A 21,291-nucleotide genomic window follows, 5' to 3' on the forward strand; every position below is an offset into this window, starting at 1 on the left:
TTGCGTTCCTCTTTTTGACCTTAGACGACTAGGATCGGGTCATACACCTTGTCGAATTCGTTGCGCTACAGCTACTTCGTGACGCTCGGATGCATCGCACCCATAGATCCACGATCAGAATCACAAAATGCCATCCCGGCATTGCTCATCGATAGGTCTTGACTTCATCTTTCCGCCAACCATAGATGAACCAAACAATCTAGCGAATGACTTTGCTCGGATTGTGTGTGGGTGTTCATGAATTACTAACCTCGGCGCTGCATTTCCAATCATTTCGTCGTTCAGCGATAGTCATCAAGACGGCTGGTATCCGATCGCGAAGGGCGTGTAGGGAATTTCATCCCCCGGATCGACCTCGAATTCCAGTCGAGGCGTCATGAACAGGGAAGTCATGGCCGGAGGCAGCATATGACACCGCTTGATATCCAGGCGGGGGCTTATTTCCCACGATCGATGCACTATTTCGCCATCCATACTTGAAATTCCCACGATTTCTTCGGATGTTTCTCACCCATCTCCCCGGAAATTGATCTTCAAGGTCTGCTGACTGCATTCAACAAGCACTCCAACGGCCATGACGGTCGTTCTGCATTGTCTCCGGGTGTGGTTTTCGGTAGATACAGTCCTCGCATGCTCAATTCGGCATTGACTGCATGGTGTATTTGGCTTCGGTCCTTGTCGGCGGCTGTTGCGATTTTGAATTTCGACTGTTGACTGCATTCCAAGTAGCGCAATCATCGGAAGTAGGGCTTTTCTTTCTCTTTTCGGGTCTTTGCACACGGTTGGCTGAGCGATTCCTGTGACCCAGGTGGAGCCGCATCGAATCGCGCCAGCAATTTCCCCGGTCGAATTGGATTTGCCCCCCGATTTCGACGTTTTGAACGTTCCCACGGGTCTTTGACGAACAGACACAACGTTCGAAGACTTTCACCCGTCCTGAAAAGCGATCTTCTGAAAAGCGGAGGATGCGTCACCAGGCCTTAGCGCGTGTGATTTGTCTTCTGCGCATTGGTTTTTTGATTTCAAGCGCCCTGCCCGCTCTGGGCGCGATCTCAACCCCTGAGGGGCGCCCCTTTTTGAAGTGCGAAGCACTCAAGATAGAAAAGACCCTTGGAAATTTTGAAGCCCCGGACGCCACGGTCATGTAAGCTAAGTGGCGCTACTCCAGAGGTTTTTTCAATTACCTCATCGCGTGGACCTCAATTCGCTTGCAACTGCATTTCTCAACTCTGGTATTGGTGAGTTTGTTGAGCGTTTGACATTGCCAGCGTTTGCGGCATTTCTTTGGAGTGCGTTCCGCGCGCTGAGCCTGGCGGTCGTGGTGAAACACCAAAAGCCAACGGTGAAACCATCTGCATGACGGTATTGCATTCGGCCTGAGTGAACTTTCGAGCGCCAGTATGAGACGCTGAGTGTTTGAATCCAGATCGAACATTCCAATCCGAAGCCGCCAGCTCATCCCAATGCACCTGGTCTAATAAAAACCCACGAAGCGCTCCTTATTCCCGCTTTCGCGTTCACGGTGTTGCGGCTTTCTGAGCGAGATTCGCTGCGCACCAATGCCGCCGAGTGCCGTTCGCGCCAGCGATGAATTGCAGATGCCTTGCTCCGTTCGTCAAACACCGCCCTCCCCTGCAATTTCGGCTGAGAGATCCCGGGACCGGATACTCGATCAGCACGCGACTTCGGCGCCAGCCTCCCGCGCACCCCAATCCGATAGCTTTCGCCTCCACCATTCGAGGACTCAAGAACCGACGATGAGGCCGCTCAGGCCGCCCGCAACACCACCGGCAAGGGGTAGCCCGCATCAAGCCCTTCCGGACCTTCCTGGGCCCGTCTTCGGATTGGGTTGGGCGTGATGGGCGTTGCAGCGGCCTGGATCTCCACAGCCGGGGTCCTGGCCATCTCGCACGGAGTACGCGCGGAGTGCGGTTTTCAGTACAATGGCCTCGTATTTCGCTGGTGGCTATGCCCCTCGACACACTCCGAGCTGAGGAGTCAAAACAGCAACTTTCACCGGCCCTGCCGGTTTTCATCAACCCACGCGGGGCCTATGCCCCCTGGGTACGTGGCCCCGAAATTTTTCGGAGACCACATGAATCGAATGACGCGCAGCCATCAAACGCTGCCGATGACCTCACGGCCTCTGGCTGCTCAGGGCTTGAAGAGCTACCGCTATCGACTGCCTTTCGGCTTTGTCATGATCGGTGCATTGAATGATCTCGACGCGCTGAAACAGGCGGGTCGAAGCATCGATCACACCCCGCAAGTCGCGAACCTGGAGCATTGGAATGGGCTTGCCTACATCCCTTGCGAGCAGACCAGCCTGACTTCATCGAGCTGAACACGACAGCCCGCCCAGGGCTGCAGCGCATCAGCAATTCACCCTTTCGTCACCCTCACGGGCCCTGTGCCCGCTTTGGGACCGGGCTCGCCTTCCCCCTGGAGAAAAGCCATGCCCATAGCAACCGCTCGTAAAGCGCACATCGTCCAAGGTGCCAAGCACCCCTTGGCGTTCGATGCGACCACTTCACCACCAGTCCCGTGCGACCTCAAGCTCGGCGATGTGGTGACCTTCACCAACGACTTCGGCGTGGCCTTCAGTGACCTCAAAGTCACGGGCTTCACGCCCTGTGTCGAAGGCCATGGCCGCTTCGTCTATCTGGACAAGGACAGCTGGTGGTTCCCGGTCAAGCCTGACCAGCTCCGCCTCCAGTAAGTCCGGACCCACATCAACCCCTGCGGGGCTCACGAGCCCTGCGAGGGGCCGTGACTTCGCGATTTTTAGGAGATCGACATGTCACCCAACGAAACACCCCACCCCGACCTGGCCAAGCCGGTGCGCCGACTGCTGTGCACTTACTGCGGCGCGGTCACTCGCGGCCGACAGTTCTTCAACCAAGACACTGGCTACGGCCTGGGCGACTGCTGCGTTGCCTTCGTGACCCCTCGTGTAGAGGACATGGAGCGCACCTACGGCGTCTCAGGCGTCCACTACAACGTGGCCACCACCTGACCACCCCCTGATCACCCCCTGATCACCCCCTGATCGGATCACGCGGGCCTTCTGGCCCCTTCCTTGAGACACCTGCCCTCCCCTGAGGAGCGCAGGTCTCTTTCCCAAGCGTTCAGAAGGAGCGTTTCGGAAAGTAGATTTCCTCTCTGTTGGCGTAATGCCACCAGGCTGAAACGGCAGCTGGCCGTGCCCTCCGGGCAAATCAGCAATTCACCAGGCGCCAGCCTGATTTCAACCCTGACGGGCCCCGCCCGTCCAGGGAGGTGCTCGTCTCCCTTCTTGGAGATGACATGAACCAAGTCCCAACGGACTACAACTCGAAAAACGAGGCCTTTCGCTGCGGTTACTCCGCTGCGTTCCAAGGCTTCTCTATGGAACGACCCGCCCATCTGCGCAGACGCACCGATGCGCGGGATTTCGAAGACGGCTGGCTGGCTGGCAACCAGGTGAAAACCTCGTTGCTTGCCGGCGTGCCCACCGTCCGAGTCGGGCTGCTCACCGCGATTCCGGTCGCCATCCTCCAGCAGGACGGCACCGGCCTCGTGAAGTGGCGCTCTGACTCGACGGGCAAGGACTACTCCAGCGCAGCGCTGGCCGAGATCGGGCTTCACGAGAAGCTCGGTATTCGCGCCAGCCAGAACTGGCTGTACGAAGCGCCAGCAGGGAGTGCAGCATGAGCACCCAGCTGGAACGCCTCATCGAGGCCTCGGGCTCTGCCATCACGTTGAACGCACAGATCTACCTGGTCACCAGCGTCACCGTGGAGGGCAATGTCGGTCTGGCCTCCTTCCACACGTCCAGAGCTGTGCACACCGGGATCCTGTGCCCGAATGTCACGGTCCTCGGTCGCCCCGGCGCCGAGGTCTGGATGATCGTGGGCAGCGGCCGGGGTCGAAAGATCGCGGAGTTCGCTGTGCACGAGGGCAAGGCCCACGCCTTGGTCTGCTGAGAGGAGCTGAACATCACGGCCTTGACCCACTCGGTCGGGAGCCGTACGCTGTGACGCATGCCTGAACAACGACCAGTCTTCTTCGGTAAATCAACCTCTCAAATGGCTTCTATAGCTCGCGTAGCGATGGAGGACGCCGTGGCGGATTTGGCCAAGGCAGGAATCGCTGTGTGTGGCCTCCACCAGGGCCGCATACAGCATCTCCTCCCATCTGATCCTTTGATCCAAGCGGTCATCCATCGAAGTGAGCAACGAAAGCAACAAGCCTCGGGTTCAATCTGAATTTGTGCAACGTGGCTACCGGCCTCGACCAGTCATGCTCTGCCGCAAGGCTGGATATGACTTGCAAGGCTGCTTCGATCTATTTTCACCCCCTGACGGGCCTTGTGCCCGATGGGTGCATGGTCTGTCGTTACCCCAAAAGGAAACACATCTCATGCTGACATTCTTTTCGCAAAGACCCTCCTCCTTGACCCGAAAGGGACAAGGGAGTAGCCTTTCTGGCATGCAAAGCTCCAAACCAACCATCCTTGGTATGTCCCTCAGCCGTTTTGCCGCTCGCGCAAAGCAAGCCGGGGAAAGAGCAGTCGCTGCCAACTTGCAGGCCGGTATTCCCGTCACTGGGCTTACCAATGGTCGCCTGCAGACCATCACTCCCGATGACTCTCGCGCCGTGAACCTCATTGCCAAAGCCCGCAATGTCGAAACAGCGTGAAGTAATCGAGAACAAACCCACCCTCACCGTCTTTGCAGGCCCTAACGGGTCAGGCAAAACCACGCTCGTAGAAGACTTCTCCCATGAAGCCGACTTGGGCATCGTGGTGAATGCCGATGCGATCGGGGCGAGGTTGGCTCAAAAGTCCGGTCAGCTGCAGGCCAACTCGGACCAGCAACTGCAGGCCGCGATCGAGGCCGAGGCTTACCGCTACCAGCTGATCGAACAGCGTCAGTCCTTCGTCACAGAAACTGTCATGTCCGATCAGGTGCGCTGGCGCAAGTTTTTTCAGACCGCCATCGAGCACGGTTTCGCGATTCACCTGGTGTTTGTGTCCACAAGCGACCCAGAGATTAACGTGAAGCGTGTTGGCCAGCGTGTTCTCGCAGGTGGACATGACGTGCCCCCGGCCCGTGTCCGTGAGCGCTATGAGAAGGTCCATGCGTTTTTGCCCGAGGTCATTGGACTGGCAGATGTCGCCATGGTCTTCGACAACAGCGACCCAGACAATCCCCATCAGATCCTGCTCACCAAGAGCGAGAAAGATGGAGATCTCGAACCCATGGTCACTCTCGACGCGATGCCCTCCTGGGCAACCCGCTTGATGCGCTGACCAGCCATTTCACCCACCCCATGACGGGCACCTGTTGCCCCATGGGGCCGGTGCCTGTCTTCTTTTCAACAGGAAAACAGGAAATGAACCAAACCACCCAGGCCCCTGCGGCCGAGACCTCCTCCGCCATCTGCGGCAACTGCTTGAGCCCCATCGAGAACCATCCTGAAAACGGGTGCGTCATCGGTGCGTTGTTCAAGGTGCTGCACGATCGCGGCGAGATGGAGCCCAGTGAGATCCACCGCTTGCACGCCGCGTGCGACGTGGACCGACTCTGGGACGAAATTGGCCTGCTGGTAGACGAGCTGGGCGATGGTGACTTCAGCTCTAAAGATGCGTGAGCATCGGAGTGGCAGGGACACCAGAACTGTTGCCTTGATTCGCTTTAAAGCGAATAATGTATGCAACTGATCCGCTACCAACGAGAGGACGGGAGCGTCCCGCTCTCGGACTGGCTCAAAAAGCTACCTGACAAGATGGCACATGTTGCCATCTTGAGAAGGCTTGATCGACTCGCTCAAGGCAATCCTGGCCTTACCCGTCCTCTTCGTGGCGGTGTATGCGAACTCAAGATCGATCTTGGTCCTGGTTAGCGCGTGTATTTCGCACGCCATGGCCAGACCATCGTCCTGCTGCTATGCGGTGGGAGCAAAGACACCCAGGTGGTAGACATTGCGAAAGCGATTACCTACTGGGAAGACTGGAAAGACCGCTCTCGGAGCACACCATGACTCACAAAGCATCTGTTTCACACGAAGACGCACTGATTCAGGAAATGGCCACCGACCCCGAGTTGGCGGCCGTCTACATTGATTCTGTGCTGGCCGACGGCGATCAGGCTGAGGTCATGCTGGCGATTCGTCGGGTCACTGCCGCATTCGGTGGTGTCCAGGCCGTTGCCGAGCGTGCGAAGCTCAATCCGCAATCTCTGTACCGCACCCTGTCCGCCGCTGGCAATCCGGAGCTGAAAAGCCTTCGAGCCCTGCTGGCGGCCATGGGTTTGCGTATGGCCGTCACACCGCTCTGATACATCCTCTTTAACCCTCGGAGGGCACCTATTGCCCTCGCGGGGCTGGTGCCTTCCTTTTACCGAAAAGGAATTCATCATGAACCACTCCAACGCCCTCCAGGCTTTGAAACTGCGCATCGAGGCCCTGGCCTTGCTGCAGAAAGCCGAAGCCCTCGATGGCTTGAAGCCCTACGCAGTCACGCACGAGCACCGAAGCGGTACTTCGACCTACCTCCTCTGGGCATCGCATGCCCCGAGCACTGAGGAGGCCTGCACCGTTCTGGATGCCCCGTTCGAGCCGGAACTGGATGAGACGCTCGACATCATGGGCGACTTCACCTTGGACGAACTCACAGGGGTGTCGATCGGCTCCCGACTGGACAACCTGGTCGAGTTCGATGCCTCCTCTGGCTGGAAGCCTGGCGAGTGGGGAACGCTCAACGGGCTTTCCTACATCGTGTGGCGGCGCTACTGCGACCCCGCCAAGGCCGCCGCCACGTTTGTGCCCGTCGTGCGCACCTATGCGAGCGAGGATGAACGCCGGCAGGCGTACTCCCCCTTCGTCTTGCCAAGTCACCAGGCTGTCTGCCTGCCAACACCATCTGAGGCCCAGCAGAAAAAGCAGCTTCAGTTGGCGTAGGCAGGCCTCCCGGTGGCGTCTCGTGAACCGGCCGTAAGGCCTGGGCACGCTGGCGCGTTTGTGGTCTGGGATCTACCGGCCCCGGACGGCTAGTGCATCGTCGGCGACGACATCAATGCATTGGTTACCGAGGCCCACGATCACCTGACCTGATCGCCACCCTCAACATCATCATCCACCCGATGGGAACCACCATCGGGGTGGACCCATCTCCATTTTCAGGAGAGAAAAAATGACTTATCAAACCAAGGCCCTCGCAGCCCAATACTCCATCGACCTCGATGATGTCGCGGAGTGGGTTGGCCTGCACTACGGGCGCGGCTTCTACACCGAGTCCGCTCCCAAAAAGCGGGAGTGGATCCTGCGCTACGCAGAGATGCACGGTCTCAAGAGCTGCACCGACAAGGTCGCCGAGGCCGGGGAACTGCTGATCCGCGCTCTGGCGGCATTAGGAACCCTCCCCGAGGGCACCAAGGCCGAGCACGAGCAGCTCATCAAGCACGCATCGCTGGCGCTGCACCATGCAGCCCTGAGCAGCCCCCAGGTTGCCCAGAGCTTGCGAACTCATCCGCCTGAAGGCATCGACCTTCAAGCGGTGCATCAGGTCTAAGCCTGATCACACCCAAGACCCCCGCGCCAGCAATGGCCGGGGGTTTTATTTTTGTAGACTCAATTACGTAATACGAATACCTACCAAACCTCAAAGGCAAGTGCGAAATCATTTTTAATCACAAGGAGGCATGAAATATCCTCCACCAACCGGCAACACCATCAATCTCCAGCTTTTCTTTTTGTTGTTACAACGACCCCTATAAAATGATAATCTTCATCACCCTGCAATTCATGATTTTCATCATACAAGTCATCAACATCCGGAACTATTCCGCGACGGATAGTAAAGACATCAATATCATGATGAAGCCTATTTAAAATAGGACTCCGCTCGATATACCCTTGATATCTCCCCTTGATTTTATCGATGTTCCTATTTTCTTTATTATCATTCAAAACATTTTTGTAACTATGCAACGCGATAAAGAAAGTAAACGGCAACATTGAATCGCCAGTATTTGACTTCAGCCAGAAGTATTCGGAATTTCGCTCAAGATCCTTTGTAATTAAATTTGCAGAAGGATCAAAGCCCTTCACCTCGATTGCGCAAACTGGGATATCAATGCTATTTTGATCTCTGTAAATCGCTATATCAATTCGACGACTGTCAGCTGCAGGCCTCACTTTTCGAATCACCGATTTTCTGGGTAAGCCATCAGGATCCAAAATTCGCGCCATAAGAGGAGTACAGGAGGCAGAAAATGTCTTGACATGAGCCTCTAACCGAATTTTATAAGGCGTTCCAAAGCAGGTATTTAGCTCCTGAATCGCCTTGGCAGCATTTACGGTGATTAGATACTCGGCATTGACCAACTCAGCCTCATCATCTGAAAAGTAGTGCACATCATCACACGAGGTTCTCATGGACTCTTTTAATTTACGCGCTATATCCAATTCGGAGTTCATGCCAATCCAATAAAACAAGACCTAAAAAACAGGCCAAATAAAATCAACAAGAAAATTATCCGCATTTATAGAATAAATCAATGCAAGACCCAATTGGTACAGCACACTCATGCAAGCCGCATAAAAAGTCATGCATAGTCAAAATTCAGCGGTTTTCCGATACGTCAGTTGATCGAATAATTCGATAAATCACCATCGCCCACTCAGTGGCAGCACTCGAAACTGCGGCCGAAAGTTCGCCGTCATGGCTGTGTTGAGCTTGCTCCACTCCTGATCGCATCGCTGCATGCGCTCCCGGGGCAGGCCTGCGCGTTGGGCAACGCGATACCCCGCCTCGGTGCCGGTGCCAAAGGCCCAGCAGGCCTGGTTGTAGACACGCTGCTCGTCCAGGCTGTGCTCGTTGGCCATGAAGCGTTTGCGCTCCTCCGCGCTGAGGGTGCTGACATCTCGGGTCTGCGCCAGCCGGTTCCAGAACCACACACCGGGTTCGACCACCCTCTTCTGCGCGTCTGTCACAAAGCGAACGGCAAACCACACCGCGAACTGGTCGGCCACATCCTCTTCACGTCCCGTCACGGGCACCTGGTTGATCGCAATGACGGCGTGACCCAGCTCGTGGAGGAAGACACTCCAAACGGCACCATCGACGTAGCGCGAAAACTCCTCGCGTGGCAGCTTCATGAGGTAGTAGTTGTCCTCGGCTGCAGTCTTGGCCACCAGCTGGATGAACTCCAGGCAGATCGTGATCTCGCGCGCCTGAGGGTTGAAAAAAGCATTGGCCACCTTGCAGGACCGAAAGCCGACGTGCAGGTCCGATCGCAAGGTGAGCGAGGTGTTGACCACCGCAGCCATTCGCTCAGCCAGTTGCGCGCTCTTGATGACCTCCAAAAGCGGTTGCTGTGCAGGCTCTCCGGCATCCCCATAGAACGGTGTTGCACGGGCCTGCGCCATGGCTTGGCCCGCCAACGAGCAAAGCACCAGGACGCTCGCGATGATCGCCTTCCAGTTTCCCATCCACCCTCTCCCTTGATATGGGGGAAGTCTAAGCGCTCAGGCCTGGGCCGAGTAAGGGGCACCACTGGGACTCGTGCTCGGTCAAAGGGTACGGCTTTTGGAAAACCCGTACCCCGGTGGTTTTCAGCACCCACAGCGTGACAAGAGCGGATCCATCACCACACAATCACCTCTGATGACAGATCAAATTCCGAACCAAACTACCTCGGCTCCCGTGCACGCCAGGTTGCTGGCCATCGTGGCCGTTCCGCAAACCAACCGGGTGCTCTGTCAGCAGCCTGGATGCCAGCACAGTGTTTACGCAGCCATTCACGTGGTGGACGAAGGAGGTCAATTGCTGGCGCTGGGATCGAGTTGCTTTGCGAAGCGATACGGATCTGCAAAGGCTCTGGGCCAGCCGCTGCATGCTGGCGCCTCTGGATCTGGGCGCCCCCTCTCCGACGAAGAGCGCCAGCTGCTGATTGACAACACCGCCGAGCTGATCGAGCGCTTCAAGATCGAGGCGGAGCGGGCAAGGGCCGAAGCCGCTGCCAAGCTGCAGGCGCTGCGCGCTCGTGCAGCTGCCCAGCATCAGGGCCAGCCGAAAATGACTTTCCTTGAGCGCATGGAGAAGCTATCCCAGAGCAGAGAGCAGCCCAGCCAGCCCGCAGAAAGGCCCCTGGCGGCCTCCAATCGCCCTTGGACATGGCAACACCCCAGGAACACCTCTGTGGCGGTTCTGACGGCCCCCCAAGGCCAGCACTGGGTTCGTGTCCAGCACTTTGACGGCTCACAAAAGCTGGCGCCGTGGCCAGTGTTCGATGGATGGGATGAAGCACTCCCACCCTCATGCGGTCAGCCCGACCTGGACCTGCAGGCTTATTCGGTGCCGAACATCGTGACCATCCTCACGAAATTGGCCTCGATGGGGTTCAGCGTTCCCAAAGTGGGGAACTGGTCAGAAGTCAGGCCGAAAACTTTCTGACCCTGGAGCACCAGAAATCAGCCTAGCGATTTACAGGGTTATCAAGAAAATTCAGGGAAGCTTTTCACATTTTTTCTGTTGAGCCTGCAGAACATCCCCCTTAATCCCCATTGAAGCCATATTTGTGGCCTGCCTCAAGCACATAAATTTCTCTTGCAGCGCTGTAATTCGTTCAGAAACCTGATTTTCCGAGCAGGCTTTATCGTTGAAATAACGAACAACCGCCCACAAAGGCACATCACTGTGAGATGCATCTTTGTAGAACTTGCTTACAAAGCCTACTGCCTTACCTGCCGGGATCGCCCCAAACGAAGGGTAGGTTTGACCGCAGAGTGCAGAAGGTGATTTTGCATTTATTCCTTTAAGGGTATCCCCACAATGAAGCCGCCCCAAATCTGTCCCCTGGGCACCAGAGCAAAATCCTTCAAGATAAACTTGCCTGTCATTCTCTGAGCGCAAGGTCCACTCCTCTGCGCTTGAGGCCACTCCTAAACCCGAGACAGCCTGACCATTTGAGTTCGATACAAATGAGAAAGCCAAAATCGAAGTAACCGAGAAAAACCGGATAAAGCTCATGGATCCCGTCCCACGTCCTATTTGACAATACAATACACAATATTAAGAAACTAGCATTTCTTGTTGATCATACAGTTTCCAGATTGACGGCGCCTTGCGCTCGACCTCAGCAGTGGGAGGCGTTTGCCATTCCTGCCACAGCTGAACGCACAGTGGCGGGCCTGCGCTCGAACTGGGCCACCGCCCAGGCCATGCCGGCGACCGATGACATTTGGACTGCGGTCTTCATGTCACGCGTCGGCCCTCTGACCGGGGCATGCCGTCACCCGAGCTTCATTGAGATCGTCTCCACGGCATCAAACCCAGCTGGCATCAATGTCTTGCGCGATGACCATGCTCGACTGGACCAGCTGCAAAGCGACCTTGAATACTGGAAAGGCCTGGCAAAGGCCCAGGAAAAGAGCGTGCGCAAAGAGATGGCGTTGCAGCGGCGCCAGCCAAGCTCACCGCAAATTCAGGCTCCGTACTGACCTCAGATGGTAGAGAGTCGGTAGTCTCAGCGCCGGCATGGAACAGTGTCGTGAACCGGCTGCTTTGAACGCTACCCGGGGTTACAGGCCTGCCCTTAAAGCGGCTTGGTGTCCTGAAAATCGCTTCCCAGCTCCTCGGCGAGTTGCTTCCTATGCATTCTTGCGGCTGGTGCATTCGCCGGAACAACTGAGTTGGAGCTGCAAGATGGGCAAGCCAACTTCGCCTTGCCAACGCCAAGGCGGCGCCAGATGCTGTAGAGGAGGCCAACAACGCCGAAAGTGAACAACCACAGTACAACCTCGACCAAGGTGCTTCCACGCAAGGTACCAGGTGAAGGTTTGAATTCACTTCCACATGTCATGCAATGCTGCAATGGCATTTTTTCACGAGCAAGCTCTTCGGCGGCTCGACGTTTCACAGTTCTCTTCTTGTCCGTTGCAAGCAGCAAGATCAGCGGAGACAATATCAGCAGGACAACGAATACCTTAACCAAAAGATCTACCACATTTACCCCCCTGAGTATCAATAGTTATCAAACTAAACAGAAAAACAATCTAATTGTTCAGCGCGCCTCCATCAAAAACAACCCAATTGTCTCGATAAGGCTCCAAGATCTTACAGGAAACACCGTTTCTCTTAGATGTTGCGTGGGTTGGACCAAAGAATTTCACCAAATCACCAAGCAATTCAGTCCCTGGAACAACAAAGATCTCAACTGGGTGCCCAGGCTCGTTTAGAAGGACGAAGGCATAGATATCGGCCTCCGCAACCTTCGAGGGTTCAAGGTCAAAATAATTGCGTGCACGCAGAGTCTTGACCTGGACCGTGATAGTAGTTCCAGAAGAATCATCATGAACCATAAGGTCAACAGATTTGGCGTTCCCAAGAGTCACAGCAACCTGATAGCCACGCTTCAAGAGTTCTGCAGCCACAAAAAACTCTCCAGCGAGTCCGGTTTTCTGCCTATCAATAGAGGATGCCATTGCCAAATCTCATTTCATTTATAAATTGATTATATTCGTGCCGCATGTTTAAACAATTCACAGCCGAAACAACTTGCCAGCAAAATTAACCAATATACCCCCCAGTAAAGACGCAGATATCAGTTATCAAGTTGTCACAGAGGTTCTGAGAACCAGGCCCTGATATCGTCATATTGCTGGTTCCCAAATGCAAGCAACGCCCTCACCTCATGCGCCCGGGTGTTGAGGTAGGGCACCCGAGGCGCCTCTTCGTTGGGTACCAATTGGCACAGCAAATCGTCTTCATCCAGATTCAGCAAGAGGCGACAGGCCAAAGGGCGATGCTCATAGATCTGGCACTGTCCAGCCTCCAGAAACACGCACGGCTCGCCTTTGTATTTCTGGGTCATCTCCTCGCGGGCGCGGTCGATCTCATCCCCCTCGAAATCCATCGCAAAGCCAGCTGCTGCATTGAGCTTTCGGCCGGTTTCCTTGGCGATCACTGAAGCCTCAGCTCGTGAAATGACCACGGAGATGCTGCAGCAGTGGCTACAGCCCTTACGGCAGGCCGCCAACGGGGCGACGGCATCCGTGATGGCCTGCGCACCCTTGCGCAGCCAATGCACGCGCTGGGTGGCCGTCTTGGCGTTGGCGGCTTGGGCAAGCAGCTGAGCTTCGCGCCCTCGATCCAGGCCCGCTATCTGCGCCAGCTTCGAGCTGACACGACTCTCAAGCCCATCCCATCGCAGCTCGACCAGGCGCGCATGCGCTGCCGCTGCGGATTCAACTTCATTGATCAAGGGTCAGAACTCCAACAAGGCCTGGGACGCCGGGGCATCCACTGGACGGTGCAGCCGCTCCCCCTGAGCGGCCTTGATCCCGGCTAACAGCGCGCTCGACAGGGCTCTGCTTTTGCGAGCCTTTGAGGAACGCACGGTGGACTCGTCAGCCTCACCGGCACTCTTTGCTTCGATGTATCGGTCAATCGCACGCTCGATCTCAGGCTGGTGGGCAAAGTCCTGAACCAGCTGAGAGATCTGCCAAACCCATCCCATGGCGAACTCATCGCCGAGGGCGGTGGCCTGCTTGCGTCCCCCAGGCTTTTTCTGGAGGCCCGAGCACTTTTCCTTGATCCAAGCGGCCCGTGCCTTCTGGCACTTGCGGGTCAGGACTTGTGCCGTGTACGCGGCGATTTCGACCTGGTTCTTGAGGCCGACAAAGATGTACTTGCCGACATTGAAAATGCCCTGGCTGCGCTTGGGCAGCTCGGCATCCTCCTTGGGCACCATGCTCGCGATCAGCATCCTGCAGCCGAAGGCGTTTGCGACCAATCCAGCCAGCGCCGCTTCCCACTTGGAGGGCTTGTTGCGCGCCATCGTTCGGCTGGCCGTCTGGGCCTCGCCAATGTCTGCCTGCGTGATCGCCTCTGCAGTCAACCCGTGCTTGCTCATGAGCGCGTGGGCCTGGCGCATGGCGGTGGCGGCCTCATTGGGGTTGTCAGAGGTGGCCAGGGCCAAGCACTTTTTGATCTTGGCCAGAATTTTCGGGTCGAGTTCGGAGCTGCTCACGGGGGACTTTCAAGCGGTGGGGGGCGAACGCATGGCTACAGCGGGCAACCATCAATGCGAACGGTTGCTGACTCTTGCAGGGCGTGGGTCAACTTATTCATCGAATTCGATGTCGCCAACCCCCGATACCTTGGCGTCTCGTACCTTGGGGCGGCCTTTCACATACACGTCCCCAGCGCCATGAAGCCGCACCTTCGCCTCCTCCGATGCGAAAGCCCGAATGTCACCAGACCCGTGGAGCTTGATCTTGACCTTGCCCGCCTGAAGTCGTGTCGTATCAATGTCCCCCGAACCTTGAAGGGCCAGTGTTACCGAATCAACGCGTCCTTGCGCGGTCACATCGCCGGATCCACGCAATTCAACTCGCAGGTCGGGCTGGTCGAGCCCCGTCATCCTCACGTCCCCTGAACCTGACAGTTCGACCGCACGGACGGTTGGTGCCGTGGCGGTCACCTTCAGTGGCATGTGTGTGGTGAAGCTCACACTCTGCCTGATACCCACATACAGCGTGGTGCCGGTCAATTCAGTTTCCAAAAGATCAACCAGGTTGTCCTCTCCATGGACCTCGATCGTGCACTCGTCCCCCCGAGTTACTTCAATGTCAGCAAAGCCTGACACTTCCAGGCAGTCGAACACACCATCCAATGCGCGTGACTGAATAATTTTCTTGCCACTACCCTTCAACACGGGGCCAGCGCTTGAGTTGAACGATCTTCTGCCACCGGAGCCGACATTGATGACCACATCGACAGCACCGAAAAAGTCATTTTTAAATTTCAAAATATCCCCTCTGCTGAAAGCAAGATCTAGCGTCTAGAAAGCCAGCGCACTTCAACTGGAAACGTTTACAGCTGCAAATTTCTGACTCAAAGCCTGCTCAGTGATCGAATGGATGCGACCGTTTCTCTTGCCTGCTTGAATCCGTCTTCGATAGCTCTTTCAATGGCAGTCTTGAGGACATCTTCCGCCAACTCAACATAATCTGCACGGCAGGCGACAGGATGTTCAGAAGCCACGGCCACATTCACCTCGTAGACAGGCTTGATGGCTCCGTCCACTCCTTCTATCAGGAATGAAACACACGCGTAATACCAGACAGCGCCCTCAATATCGCTTTTAGCTGCTGCGCGTGCAAGCGTGTCCAGAGCGCGCCCCGAAGTTGGTTTATTTTCATTCATACGCAAACCCAATTTCAAATCAAATACTTTGTGATCTACAGCCGTTGACAGTAGTCGGCGCCAATTGCACTGGCCGACCAAGTTTCAGGATTTGGCGCCAGAAGCGGCCATTCCACCGAGGATCTGTGCGGTGTGAGCGCGCATCTGGGCCAAGAAGGCCCGGAAGTCAGCCTCGTCAGGAAACCGGGTCTTGAACAAGGCGACAAACTCGTCGCGGCTCATCCCGGTAGCAGCCCCGGACATCGAGGCGACCATGAGGTCAGCCATTTCCTCGTACACACGACTCATTGCGCCTTCTCCTCTGAAAACTGCCCATGCGCCAGCATCTGCGCCTGTCCCTGCAAGGCCTTCACGTGAGCGCTGCTGAGGCCCCCCAGAGGCTGCGCGCCATCAACCAAGCCCTTGGCCACGAGATGTGCCCAAAGCAAAGCCTCACGCTCCTGCGGCAAACCGCATTCAGCGGCGAATTCCGCCTGGCGCCCGGACATGTACTGAATCGCGGTCACCGCAGACCACCTTTGGCCGAGACCCGCTTTCAACGCGGCCAGGGCTACAACCAGATCCGCTCCGCCCAAGGCCCCAGGATCCTCTGCCAGGGTGGCCAGCACCACGCGGGCACAGAGGCGGGCCTTGGGCAACTCCAAAGGGGCTGCAGCCCTCTGCTGGTCGATCTTGTGCCGTAGGGCTGCACTCACCATCTCTGTTCTCCCATTGCAAGCCGTGCGAGGGTCAAGCTGACACCATGGTCAGCAAGCCCACGTCCACCTGAATTCCGAAATGCTCACGCATGAGGTGACAGAAGAGCACCCAGTCAGCGTGGTTGGGTGGCTCATGGGTGCAGTGCAAGCATTGGGATGCGCCCTGCAGCTGCTCCGTCACCGTCCGATGCACGTCGAGGCCGAACCGCTTTGAAAAGCGCCCCACGGTGCTTCCATCGGCGCTGTGGACCCACACCGTTTGTCCGTCCTGGCTCACCTGAACTTGATCAGGATGCTGATCCATGGTGGGCCTCCTTTGACTCATCAAGGCTCTCCAGTCCAACCCCCAATGACTGGGGGTCAATCACCATGGCTGCGGAAGCCTCAATGTCGTTCTGAGTGATGACGCCATACACCAAGCCCAGCCGAGCGATCACCGGCAGGCGCCCAGCCTTGCTCATGACGCCCACGGCGCCAGCACAGGTCATGCGTTCCGAATCCAATGTCTTGTGACACACGAATGTCTGAGTGTCATCAGCCAGAAGGCCTGTGACGATGTTCAGGAGTCGGCCCTCGCGCAACTCGACGCCGGCACCGTCATTGCGGAACGGGCAGTTGGAACAGGGGCGCTTGGTAATAGGCATTCAGAATTCCTGATTCACAACCAATCACAAACCGAAACTATTCAATTGAAAATAAAAATCAATACCCACCAACATAAAATTAACTCATCAATGCGCCATCAATGGTGCTGCCAAACATCTTGGTCTCATATATTAACACATGATCTTGCGAATAGTAATAATGCCTCAAGAGATCAACATACTCTCCATCCCCAGAAAATCTATATGGAGAAATCACATACTTCTGCAAAGACAACGAAAGCGGCAACAAATGAAGATGGCGACTTATATCACGAAACACGTAAAGAACCGAGCAAAATATCATTGATTTGAATCGATCAGTAAATTTATCACTCATCAAGACATGCTTCACAACCCGTCCTATAGCCTCTGAAGCTTCGAAGCAGATGTAAATATTAGAAGACCCCACTGCCCTCCCCCTTGAGACCATATCACCAGGCTCAGTCAAAGCCTCGGCATCCCGGATCCAATCGCCGGTTATGGAGGTGATCTCATAGAGCAGATATGCCAGGGGCGTTGGAAACTCGTAAAACTCATCTCCGGGTCGAACTGCACGAGCGCGATCCACAAGGCGCTCAGCAAAATGCGGCATGTAATGAAGCCACAAATGGTCATTCGCTCGCTGGTGCAGACCTTCCAAGACCATTATCCGGAAAAAATAAATACCAACATAGACCGGATCGTGCTTCTTGCCGGCATCAACAAAAGTCAGCAATCTTCCATTGAGCTTTTTTTCGAGCAAATCATCCTCATCGATTCGCTTCAATACCGCCTCACCAACAGACCTGTAAACCCTAAGATTCCCTGCTACGGCAACATCAGCACAATAAAAACGAACGAGCCTATTTCCCTCTGGCAACCTCAGCCGCTGACCTTGACCTCCAGCAAAGTTATCATTATTCATCACCTCACCGTAAAAAATACTCGAATCATTGGCGAGGAGTTCTTCGAAAAAATTATCCTGAAATGCATCAAAAACCTGAATTGCCCGGTCCATGATTCGCAAACAAAGGTAGGGTTGCGAAATAGCCAACCGGGCTGTCAGCTTTCTTGAGGATAACAATCGATGCGCCACAATTCTTGCACGACGCTTGGCACGTTCAGAAGGACCAATCACATCCGCAAGCCAGTCACGTATCGCGAACAATCTCCGCGAATACCAACTCACTGGTTCATTCTTACCAAAAATGATCCGCCCATCATCTTCAAACGTGATGTGAAAATCACCATGAGAAGACCGAATTGCAGCAGCCAACCTGGAACGAACACCATCAGAGAGCGCCAAATTCAGCGCCGACTCAAGGTGTCGCTGAAGTAAATCAGCAAGGTCATCGTATTTCCCAGCATGCAAAAGCGAAGTCGTCAACTCATCAAAAACACCAATATTCCACTTCGTAATTTTTGAACTGCTATTTCTGCCATACACAAACAATGCCAAAACAAGGCACAGCAAATACAAAGTCGCATTCTTTTCTAAAGGCCACCAGACAGGCGTTATAGGAAAACTGCCAAAACACAAAAGCACCGGTTCAAAAACCACAAGATGGATTACCACCAGCATGACTGCAATGAAAATCCACTCGAACCACCCCAAACTCAATCTAAAGCCAAGTTTGGAATTGACAGGGATGACGGCCCAGACCGCAGCCAACAATCCCAGCATCGTCAGGAGAGAACTGGTATCTACGGGAACTGGTGAATTCATAGGAATCAGAAATTTGAAGCGACTGGCTAGAGTCTGAACGCTAGAGGGCAAAAAATCATCGTGCCTTCTTTCACTGAGTCAAAGATACCGCAGAGGTCAACACTCGTCGAAGCTATCGATACTGAACTTTCTGGGCCTGCGTGATCGGCACCGCAACAGGGTGCTGCAGGCCCCAGTGATTCGAGAGCCCACTCCCCAGGCGGAATCAGTTGACTGCCAATTCAGCATTTACCACATACCACCGCTCCACCCCCTCAGTGGGCTGTGGTGAATCGGGCAGGTCTCTGGCGTTCACGAGTCGAGCCTCCGGCCCAAACTCCTTCAGCGTGAGCGCCTCTCGGAACTCCCGCGCAGCTGCAGCGTGCACCGACGTTTCGTACGAGCTGCTCATGGAGCACCCCTCTGGGATACTGAGTCCACCAAAGCTCGGCATGGGGGTGCCCACCGTGGCCACATCAAAGCACCAATTCAGCTTGGGAGCGCCATCACCACGGATGCGAATGACCAGGGTCTCCATTGGGTCCAGGCCCTCGATCTGGCGGATCCCGAGCAGCTGATCAACGTCGAGCCGACCATCTGCCCCCAGCAGCGCTGGGGCGGTCAGGATCTTCGCGGAGCCCTCCAGTTTCTGCACCCCCAGCTCGTACCAATCAGCCAGCAAGGCGCTCACAGGGGGATCCACCACCCTCACCGCGTGATCCAGCTTTGCTGGCTTCACAAAGTTGCCCAACTCGGTCGAGAAAGCGTCGATCGGGCACTGCAGGATGCGCCAGTCGTTGCGAGCGTCCGGGGCCTGATTCCATCGCTTTTGAAACTGACGTTCGTTCGAAAACCAGCAGCGCATCGACTCGACCACCTGCTTTGCCCCCTTCAAATCCGGCGCCAGCGCTGCCAGAAATCGATACGGCCTGCGGGTACCCGCCACGCAATCACCGCTTGATGGACCAGTTCAGGACGCATTTCAGGGGTCGAGATGTGCCCCTCCTCCAGCGAGCGCAGCAGCGCCGCTCGTGCCGGCGCCTCCTGGGCCCGCTCCATCTCCACCAGCGCCAGCGCCTTCTTGAAAAACCGGATGTAGCTCAGATGCCCGCGCCGAGAGCCCCGGTGCTGGATGTACCAGCGCAAGTCCTCAGGTTCCACAGCATCGAGCACGAGGTAACCCATCTCGTCGTCACGACTGTCCCAGTAGCAGCGCTTGTAGGCGGTAAGGCGGACTTTCGCATTGAACAGGCGTTCACTGCGGTAACTGTCGAGCCGCACGGGTGCATCGACACAGAGCCCATCACCATCCTTGTAGGCCACAACGCATTGCATGGGTTCGAGGGGCTTGGCCCGGATATCGAAGCCCCGGCCATGCCGGGTGTATTCCTTCTTGGCCACCCCGGGCGACGTATCAGGATTGAACAGATCCAGCCACTTGCAGAGCACGCGCGAGCCCGAGCGCAAGTAGGCATTTTGCTGCTTGATCCAGTCCTCCACCGCAGGACGCTTGGTGTCGGTGTCCAACATCCAGGCCTCGTCGTCATCGTGGATGAACTGGCACCAGCGTTGCTGGAAGTCCAGACTCACAAATGCCAGCGTCTTGGGGCCATCGTAGAAGTCACCGAACAGCCCCAACCGGTGGTCCAGGCCTGCCGCAAGGATCAAGAAACGCTTGTAGTGCAGCGCCTGGCGCTGCTGAGCATTGAGCGCATCGGTGTACGCCACATCCTCAAAGCGGATTTTTGAGCCGTCCAGACCGCGAAACACGGCCTCGGTGTCGTCGTGGGTGGGGAACAGGCGATCGGCCCCTAGGTGGCTCTCTACGGGCGAGAACACCTGGTGGATGTTCTGGCCGTTGCGCACCAGCAAAAACACCTGCTTGTTCATCGCATTGCGCATCATGTTGACCATCGGCTCCCCGTAGTCGATGTAGCGCCGAGTCGTGGCCATCACCAGCACGCAACGCTGGGTGGGAAAGAGCTGGTCTACCAGGGCCGGGTGCTGGCGCAGGGCCTCGAAGAACTTGTCCACCTTCGAGAAATCGAACGTCCGATCCAGATCCGTGAAGACCGCCAATTCCTCATCCATGATGAGCTTGCGCATCATGAAGGTCAGCCGCTCCTCACGAGGCGCCCCCTCCCCTTCCATGATCGTGTTCACCTCCACATGGGTGCCGATGTACAGGTCCAATGATCCGATGCCATCCTGCAGCTGGGAGACATGGGTGCGCACCTCCTCGGTCAGCGCCAGCGCTGCGGCCCCCTTTTCCTCGAAGTAGGGAACCATCTTGGCCAACTCGCCGGAGATCTCGGACGTTTTGCCCTGGATCCATTGGGCCTGCCGCGTGGCGATCGCCAGCTCGTGCGATGCTGCTGACTTGAGCGCGGAGATCTTCTGCACCGTGATGCCAGAGTCGATCGCATCGGCAAGGCTTCCCATCGCAAGAGCTGCCGTCTGCTCATCCATGGCATCGGCCCCGATCACTGGCAATGTGCGATCCTGGGGCTCCACAACACCCTCCTGGCCTTCACCGGCTTCGGCCTTGACGCAGGCCTCGGCGTGAATCTCCTTTTGGACAAGCAACCGGAGCGCCTGCGGATCTGCCTGGGTTTCGATCAGTTCACTCTGCAGGCGAGCGATGTTGGCCTGGATCTGCTGGATCTCAGTCGCACGCACGGCATCCGCATCAGGCTCAAAGGAAAACCGCGACAGGAAGTCGTTGAGCAAAAACCGGTGCTCTTTGAAGTTGTGCCAGGTGCTTTTCTGGGCCCCCTCTTCATCCACCCACTTGACGCTGCGGGAGCGCCCGTAGCAACTCGGGTGGGACCGCAAAACGATCGTGTGTGCGGCATCGTCAACATAGCGAATCGACTCGATCAAGAGCACGGCCTGAGCCTCGATGCCCTCGTGGGGCACGGCCTCTTGGGCTCGCCAGTATTGGCCCGCCTGCAGGGATTGGAAGCGAGCGATTTGCTGGATCCGGGAATCGTGGTCCTCCTCGTGCTGGAGGGTTTGGAGATCCATGTGCAGGGCGCGATCCGGTGAGTTCAAGCGGTTCTCCAAGGTCAG

Annotated in this window: 29 protein-coding genes; 13 read left to right on the forward strand and 16 right to left on the reverse strand. The window is 56.2% G+C overall.

The genetic code is table 11. From position 1 onward, the window contains the following. The first annotated feature begins 2,095 nt into the window (after positions 1 to 2,095). The 11 genes from AC07PT_RS22000 to AC07PT_RS22050 all read left to right on the forward strand — a co-directional run bounded on the left by AC07PT_RS22000 (position 2,096) and on the right by AC07PT_RS22050 (position 7,552). On the forward strand, positions 2,096 to 2,344 hold the full coding sequence (locus tag AC07PT_RS22000; RefSeq protein ID WP_494658096.1) for a hypothetical protein: 249 nt from the start codon (positions 2,096 to 2,098) through the stop codon (positions 2,342 to 2,344). Positions 2,345 to 2,455: 111 nt separating this feature from the next. Continuing rightward, positions 2,456 to 2,719, forward strand: a complete 264-nt coding sequence (locus tag AC07PT_RS22005) for a hypothetical protein (RefSeq protein ID WP_494658097.1) — start codon at positions 2,456 to 2,458, stop codon at positions 2,717 to 2,719. A 78-nt stretch (positions 2,720 to 2,797) separates the two neighbouring features. Then, positions 2,798 to 3,016 (forward strand): hypothetical protein, encoded by a 219-nt coding sequence (locus AC07PT_RS22010; RefSeq protein ID WP_494658098.1) that lies wholly within the window; start codon positions 2,798 to 2,800, stop codon positions 3,014 to 3,016. A gap of 290 nt (positions 3,017 to 3,306) precedes the next feature. After that, complete coding sequence (locus AC07PT_RS22015) at positions 3,307 to 3,693, forward strand: hypothetical protein (RefSeq protein ID WP_494658099.1); 387 nt, start codon at positions 3,307 to 3,309, stop codon at positions 3,691 to 3,693. After that, positions 3,690 to 3,965 carry a hypothetical protein gene (locus AC07PT_RS22020; protein WP_027476843.1) on the forward strand — a complete coding sequence of 92 codons (276 nt, stop codon included), beginning with the start codon at positions 3,690 to 3,692 and terminating at the stop codon, positions 3,963 to 3,965. Before AC07PT_RS22015 ends, AC07PT_RS22020 begins: the two co-directional genes overlap by 4 nt. A gap of 436 nt (positions 3,966 to 4,401) precedes the next feature. Beyond that, entirely contained in the window at positions 4,402 to 4,680 is a 279-nt protein-coding gene (locus AC07PT_RS22025) for a hypothetical protein (RefSeq protein ID WP_157462963.1), read from the forward strand. Continuing rightward, positions 4,664 to 5,293, forward strand: coding sequence for an ATPase (locus tag AC07PT_RS22030; RefSeq protein ID WP_494658100.1), 630 nt, complete (start codon positions 4,664 to 4,666; stop codon positions 5,291 to 5,293). The genes AC07PT_RS22025 and AC07PT_RS22030 overlap by 17 nt, the downstream gene beginning before the upstream one ends. An 83-nt stretch (positions 5,294 to 5,376) precedes the next feature. Beyond that, the gene (locus AC07PT_RS22035) at positions 5,377 to 5,634 is read left to right on the forward strand and encodes a hypothetical protein (RefSeq protein ID WP_494658101.1); all 258 of its coding nucleotides are present in this window, start codon (positions 5,377 to 5,379) and stop codon (positions 5,632 to 5,634) included. Positions 5,635 to 6,020: 386 nt separating this feature from the next. Further along, entirely contained in the window at positions 6,021 to 6,320 is a 300-nt protein-coding gene (locus AC07PT_RS22040) for a helix-turn-helix domain-containing transcriptional regulator (protein ID WP_494658102.1), read from the forward strand. Positions 6,321 to 6,399: 79 nt separating this feature from the next. Further along, a complete protein-coding gene (locus AC07PT_RS22045) occupies positions 6,400 to 6,942 on the forward strand; it encodes a hypothetical protein (protein ID WP_494658103.1) in 543 nt (180 codons plus the stop codon). A 232-nt stretch (positions 6,943 to 7,174) separates the two neighbouring features. Further along, positions 7,175 to 7,552: a hypothetical protein gene (locus AC07PT_RS22050; RefSeq protein ID WP_494658104.1), complete on the forward strand. Its 378-nt coding sequence runs from the start codon at positions 7,175 to 7,177 to the stop codon at positions 7,550 to 7,552. 161 nt (positions 7,553 to 7,713) lie between these two features. Here AC07PT_RS22050 and AC07PT_RS22055 read toward each other — a convergent pair whose 3' ends face one another. Both AC07PT_RS22055 and AC07PT_RS22060 read right to left on the reverse strand, forming a co-directional pair. Next, positions 7,714 to 8,460, reverse strand: coding sequence for a hypothetical protein (locus tag AC07PT_RS22055; protein ID WP_494658105.1), 747 nt, complete (start codon positions 8,458 to 8,460; stop codon positions 7,714 to 7,716). A gap of 189 nt (positions 8,461 to 8,649) precedes the next feature. Continuing rightward, on the reverse strand, positions 8,650 to 9,474 hold the full coding sequence (locus tag AC07PT_RS22060) for a DUF4344 domain-containing metallopeptidase (protein ID WP_494658106.1): 825 nt from the start codon (positions 9,472 to 9,474) through the stop codon (positions 8,650 to 8,652). Between the two features lie 175 nt (positions 9,475 to 9,649). Between AC07PT_RS22060 and AC07PT_RS22065 the strand changes: the two genes are divergently transcribed. Next, positions 9,650 to 10,438, forward strand: a complete 789-nt coding sequence (locus AC07PT_RS22065; protein ID WP_494658107.1) for a hypothetical protein — start codon at positions 9,650 to 9,652, stop codon at positions 10,436 to 10,438. Between the two features lie 51 nt (positions 10,439 to 10,489). Here the strand turns inward: AC07PT_RS22065 and AC07PT_RS22070 are convergent, their stop codons facing one another. Continuing rightward, the gene (locus AC07PT_RS22070; RefSeq protein WP_494658108.1) at positions 10,490 to 11,014 is read right to left on the reverse strand and encodes a hypothetical protein; all 525 of its coding nucleotides are present in this window, start codon (positions 11,012 to 11,014) and stop codon (positions 10,490 to 10,492) included. 152 nt (positions 11,015 to 11,166) lie between these two features. Between AC07PT_RS22070 and AC07PT_RS22075 the strand changes: the two genes are divergently transcribed. Continuing rightward, positions 11,167 to 11,484, forward strand: a complete 318-nt coding sequence (locus AC07PT_RS22075; RefSeq protein WP_494658109.1) for a hypothetical protein — start codon at positions 11,167 to 11,169, stop codon at positions 11,482 to 11,484. Between the two features lie 95 nt (positions 11,485 to 11,579). Here the strand turns inward: AC07PT_RS22075 and AC07PT_RS22080 are convergent, their stop codons facing one another. The 13 genes from AC07PT_RS22080 to AC07PT_RS22140 form a co-directional block, all read right to left on the reverse strand. After that, the gene (locus tag AC07PT_RS22080; protein WP_494658110.1) at positions 11,580 to 11,990 is read right to left on the reverse strand and encodes a hypothetical protein; all 411 of its coding nucleotides are present in this window, start codon (positions 11,988 to 11,990) and stop codon (positions 11,580 to 11,582) included. A 49-nt stretch (positions 11,991 to 12,039) separates the two neighbouring features. Next, positions 12,040 to 12,468, reverse strand: coding sequence for a group I intron-associated PD-(D/E)XK endonuclease (locus AC07PT_RS22085; RefSeq protein ID WP_494658111.1), 429 nt, complete (start codon positions 12,466 to 12,468; stop codon positions 12,040 to 12,042). Between the two features lie 134 nt (positions 12,469 to 12,602). Continuing rightward, positions 12,603 to 13,247, reverse strand: coding sequence for a YkgJ family cysteine cluster protein (locus AC07PT_RS22090; RefSeq protein ID WP_494658112.1), 645 nt, complete (start codon positions 13,245 to 13,247; stop codon positions 12,603 to 12,605). 3 nt (positions 13,248 to 13,250) lie between these two features. Then, positions 13,251 to 14,015: a DUF2786 domain-containing protein gene (locus AC07PT_RS22095; RefSeq protein WP_494658113.1), complete on the reverse strand. Its 765-nt coding sequence runs from the start codon at positions 14,013 to 14,015 to the stop codon at positions 13,251 to 13,253. A gap of 93 nt (positions 14,016 to 14,108) precedes the next feature. Then, positions 14,109 to 14,795 (reverse strand): head GIN domain-containing protein, encoded by a 687-nt coding sequence (locus AC07PT_RS22100; RefSeq protein WP_494658114.1) that lies wholly within the window; start codon positions 14,793 to 14,795, stop codon positions 14,109 to 14,111. An 86-nt stretch (positions 14,796 to 14,881) separates the two neighbouring features. Beyond that, a complete protein-coding gene (locus AC07PT_RS22105; RefSeq protein WP_494658115.1) occupies positions 14,882 to 15,193 on the reverse strand; it encodes a hypothetical protein in 312 nt (103 codons plus the stop codon). Positions 15,194 to 15,277: 84 nt separating this feature from the next. Then, the gene (locus tag AC07PT_RS22110) at positions 15,278 to 15,481 is read right to left on the reverse strand and encodes a hypothetical protein (RefSeq protein WP_494658116.1); all 204 of its coding nucleotides are present in this window, start codon (positions 15,479 to 15,481) and stop codon (positions 15,278 to 15,280) included. Further along, a complete protein-coding gene (locus AC07PT_RS22115) occupies positions 15,478 to 15,831 on the reverse strand; it encodes a hypothetical protein (RefSeq protein ID WP_494658117.1) in 354 nt (117 codons plus the stop codon). Before AC07PT_RS22115 ends, AC07PT_RS22110 begins: the two co-directional genes overlap by 4 nt. Positions 15,832 to 15,922: 91 nt before the next feature. Continuing rightward, positions 15,923 to 16,195 (reverse strand): hypothetical protein, encoded by a 273-nt coding sequence (locus AC07PT_RS22120; protein WP_494658118.1) that lies wholly within the window; start codon positions 16,193 to 16,195, stop codon positions 15,923 to 15,925. Next, on the reverse strand, positions 16,179 to 16,535 hold the full coding sequence (locus AC07PT_RS22125) for a DUF6283 family protein (RefSeq protein WP_494658119.1): 357 nt from the start codon (positions 16,533 to 16,535) through the stop codon (positions 16,179 to 16,181). The genes AC07PT_RS22120 and AC07PT_RS22125 overlap by 17 nt, the downstream gene beginning before the upstream one ends. A gap of 79 nt (positions 16,536 to 16,614) precedes the next feature. After that, a complete protein-coding gene (locus AC07PT_RS22130; RefSeq protein ID WP_494658120.1) occupies positions 16,615 to 18,240 on the reverse strand; it encodes a hypothetical protein in 1,626 nt (541 codons plus the stop codon). A gap of 205 nt (positions 18,241 to 18,445) precedes the next feature. After that, positions 18,446 to 19,165 (reverse strand): hypothetical protein, encoded by a 720-nt coding sequence (locus tag AC07PT_RS22135; protein ID WP_494658121.1) that lies wholly within the window; start codon positions 19,163 to 19,165, stop codon positions 18,446 to 18,448. Beyond that, the gene (locus AC07PT_RS22140) at positions 19,111 to 21,273 is read right to left on the reverse strand and encodes a hypothetical protein (protein WP_494658122.1); all 2,163 of its coding nucleotides are present in this window, start codon (positions 21,271 to 21,273) and stop codon (positions 19,111 to 19,113) included. The genes AC07PT_RS22135 and AC07PT_RS22140 overlap by 55 nt, the downstream gene beginning before the upstream one ends. Positions 21,274 to 21,291: the final 18 nt, after the last annotated feature.

It is taken from the genome of Curvibacter sp. GW821-FHT09D12 (assembly GCF_059416245.1).

Bases quoted from the DNA above. Each gene is read 5' to 3' on its own strand.
- AC07PT_RS22000 (WP_494658096.1), top strand. From the start codon at position 2,096: ATGAATCGAATGACGCGCAGCCATCAAACGCTGCCGATGACCTCACGG.
- AC07PT_RS22005 (WP_494658097.1), top strand. From the start codon at position 2,456: ATGCCCATAGCAACCGCTCGTAAAGCGCACATCGTCCAAGGTGCCAAG.
- AC07PT_RS22010 (WP_494658098.1), top strand. From the start codon at position 2,798: ATGTCACCCAACGAAACACCCCACCCCGACCTGGCCAAGCCGGTGCGC.
- AC07PT_RS22015 (WP_494658099.1), top strand. From the start codon at position 3,307: ATGAACCAAGTCCCAACGGACTACAACTCGAAAAACGAGGCCTTTCGC.
- AC07PT_RS22020 (WP_027476843.1), top strand. From the start codon at position 3,690: ATGAGCACCCAGCTGGAACGCCTCATCGAGGCCTCGGGCTCTGCCATC.
- AC07PT_RS22025 (WP_157462963.1), top strand. From the start codon at position 4,402: ATGCTGACATTCTTTTCGCAAAGACCCTCCTCCTTGACCCGAAAGGGA.
- AC07PT_RS22030 (WP_494658100.1), top strand. From the start codon at position 4,664: ATGTCGAAACAGCGTGAAGTAATCGAGAACAAACCCACCCTCACCGTC.
- AC07PT_RS22035 (WP_494658101.1), top strand. From the start codon at position 5,377: ATGAACCAAACCACCCAGGCCCCTGCGGCCGAGACCTCCTCCGCCATC.
- AC07PT_RS22040 (WP_494658102.1), top strand. From the start codon at position 6,021: ATGACTCACAAAGCATCTGTTTCACACGAAGACGCACTGATTCAGGAA.
- AC07PT_RS22045 (WP_494658103.1), top strand. From the start codon at position 6,400: ATGAACCACTCCAACGCCCTCCAGGCTTTGAAACTGCGCATCGAGGCC.
- AC07PT_RS22050 (WP_494658104.1), top strand. From the start codon at position 7,175: ATGACTTATCAAACCAAGGCCCTCGCAGCCCAATACTCCATCGACCTC.
- AC07PT_RS22055 (WP_494658105.1), bottom strand. From the start codon at position 8,460: ATGAACTCCGAATTGGATATAGCGCGTAAATTAAAAGAGTCCATGAGA.
- AC07PT_RS22060 (WP_494658106.1), bottom strand. From the start codon at position 9,474: ATGGGAAACTGGAAGGCGATCATCGCGAGCGTCCTGGTGCTTTGCTCG.
- AC07PT_RS22065 (WP_494658107.1), top strand. From the start codon at position 9,650: ATGACAGATCAAATTCCGAACCAAACTACCTCGGCTCCCGTGCACGCC.
- AC07PT_RS22070 (WP_494658108.1), bottom strand. From the start codon at position 11,014: ATGAGCTTTATCCGGTTTTTCTCGGTTACTTCGATTTTGGCTTTCTCA.
- AC07PT_RS22085 (WP_494658111.1), bottom strand. From the start codon at position 12,468: ATGGCATCCTCTATTGATAGGCAGAAAACCGGACTCGCTGGAGAGTTT.
- AC07PT_RS22105 (WP_494658115.1), bottom strand. From the start codon at position 15,193: ATGAATGAAAATAAACCAACTTCGGGGCGCGCTCTGGACACGCTTGCA.
- AC07PT_RS22110 (WP_494658116.1), bottom strand. From the start codon at position 15,481: ATGAGTCGTGTGTACGAGGAAATGGCTGACCTCATGGTCGCCTCGATG.
- AC07PT_RS22120 (WP_494658118.1), bottom strand. From the start codon at position 16,195: ATGGATCAGCATCCTGATCAAGTTCAGGTGAGCCAGGACGGACAAACG.
- AC07PT_RS22125 (WP_494658119.1), bottom strand. From the start codon at position 16,535: ATGCCTATTACCAAGCGCCCCTGTTCCAACTGCCCGTTCCGCAATGAC.
- AC07PT_RS22130 (WP_494658120.1), bottom strand. From the start codon at position 18,240: ATGAATTCACCAGTTCCCGTAGATACCAGTTCTCTCCTGACGATGCTG.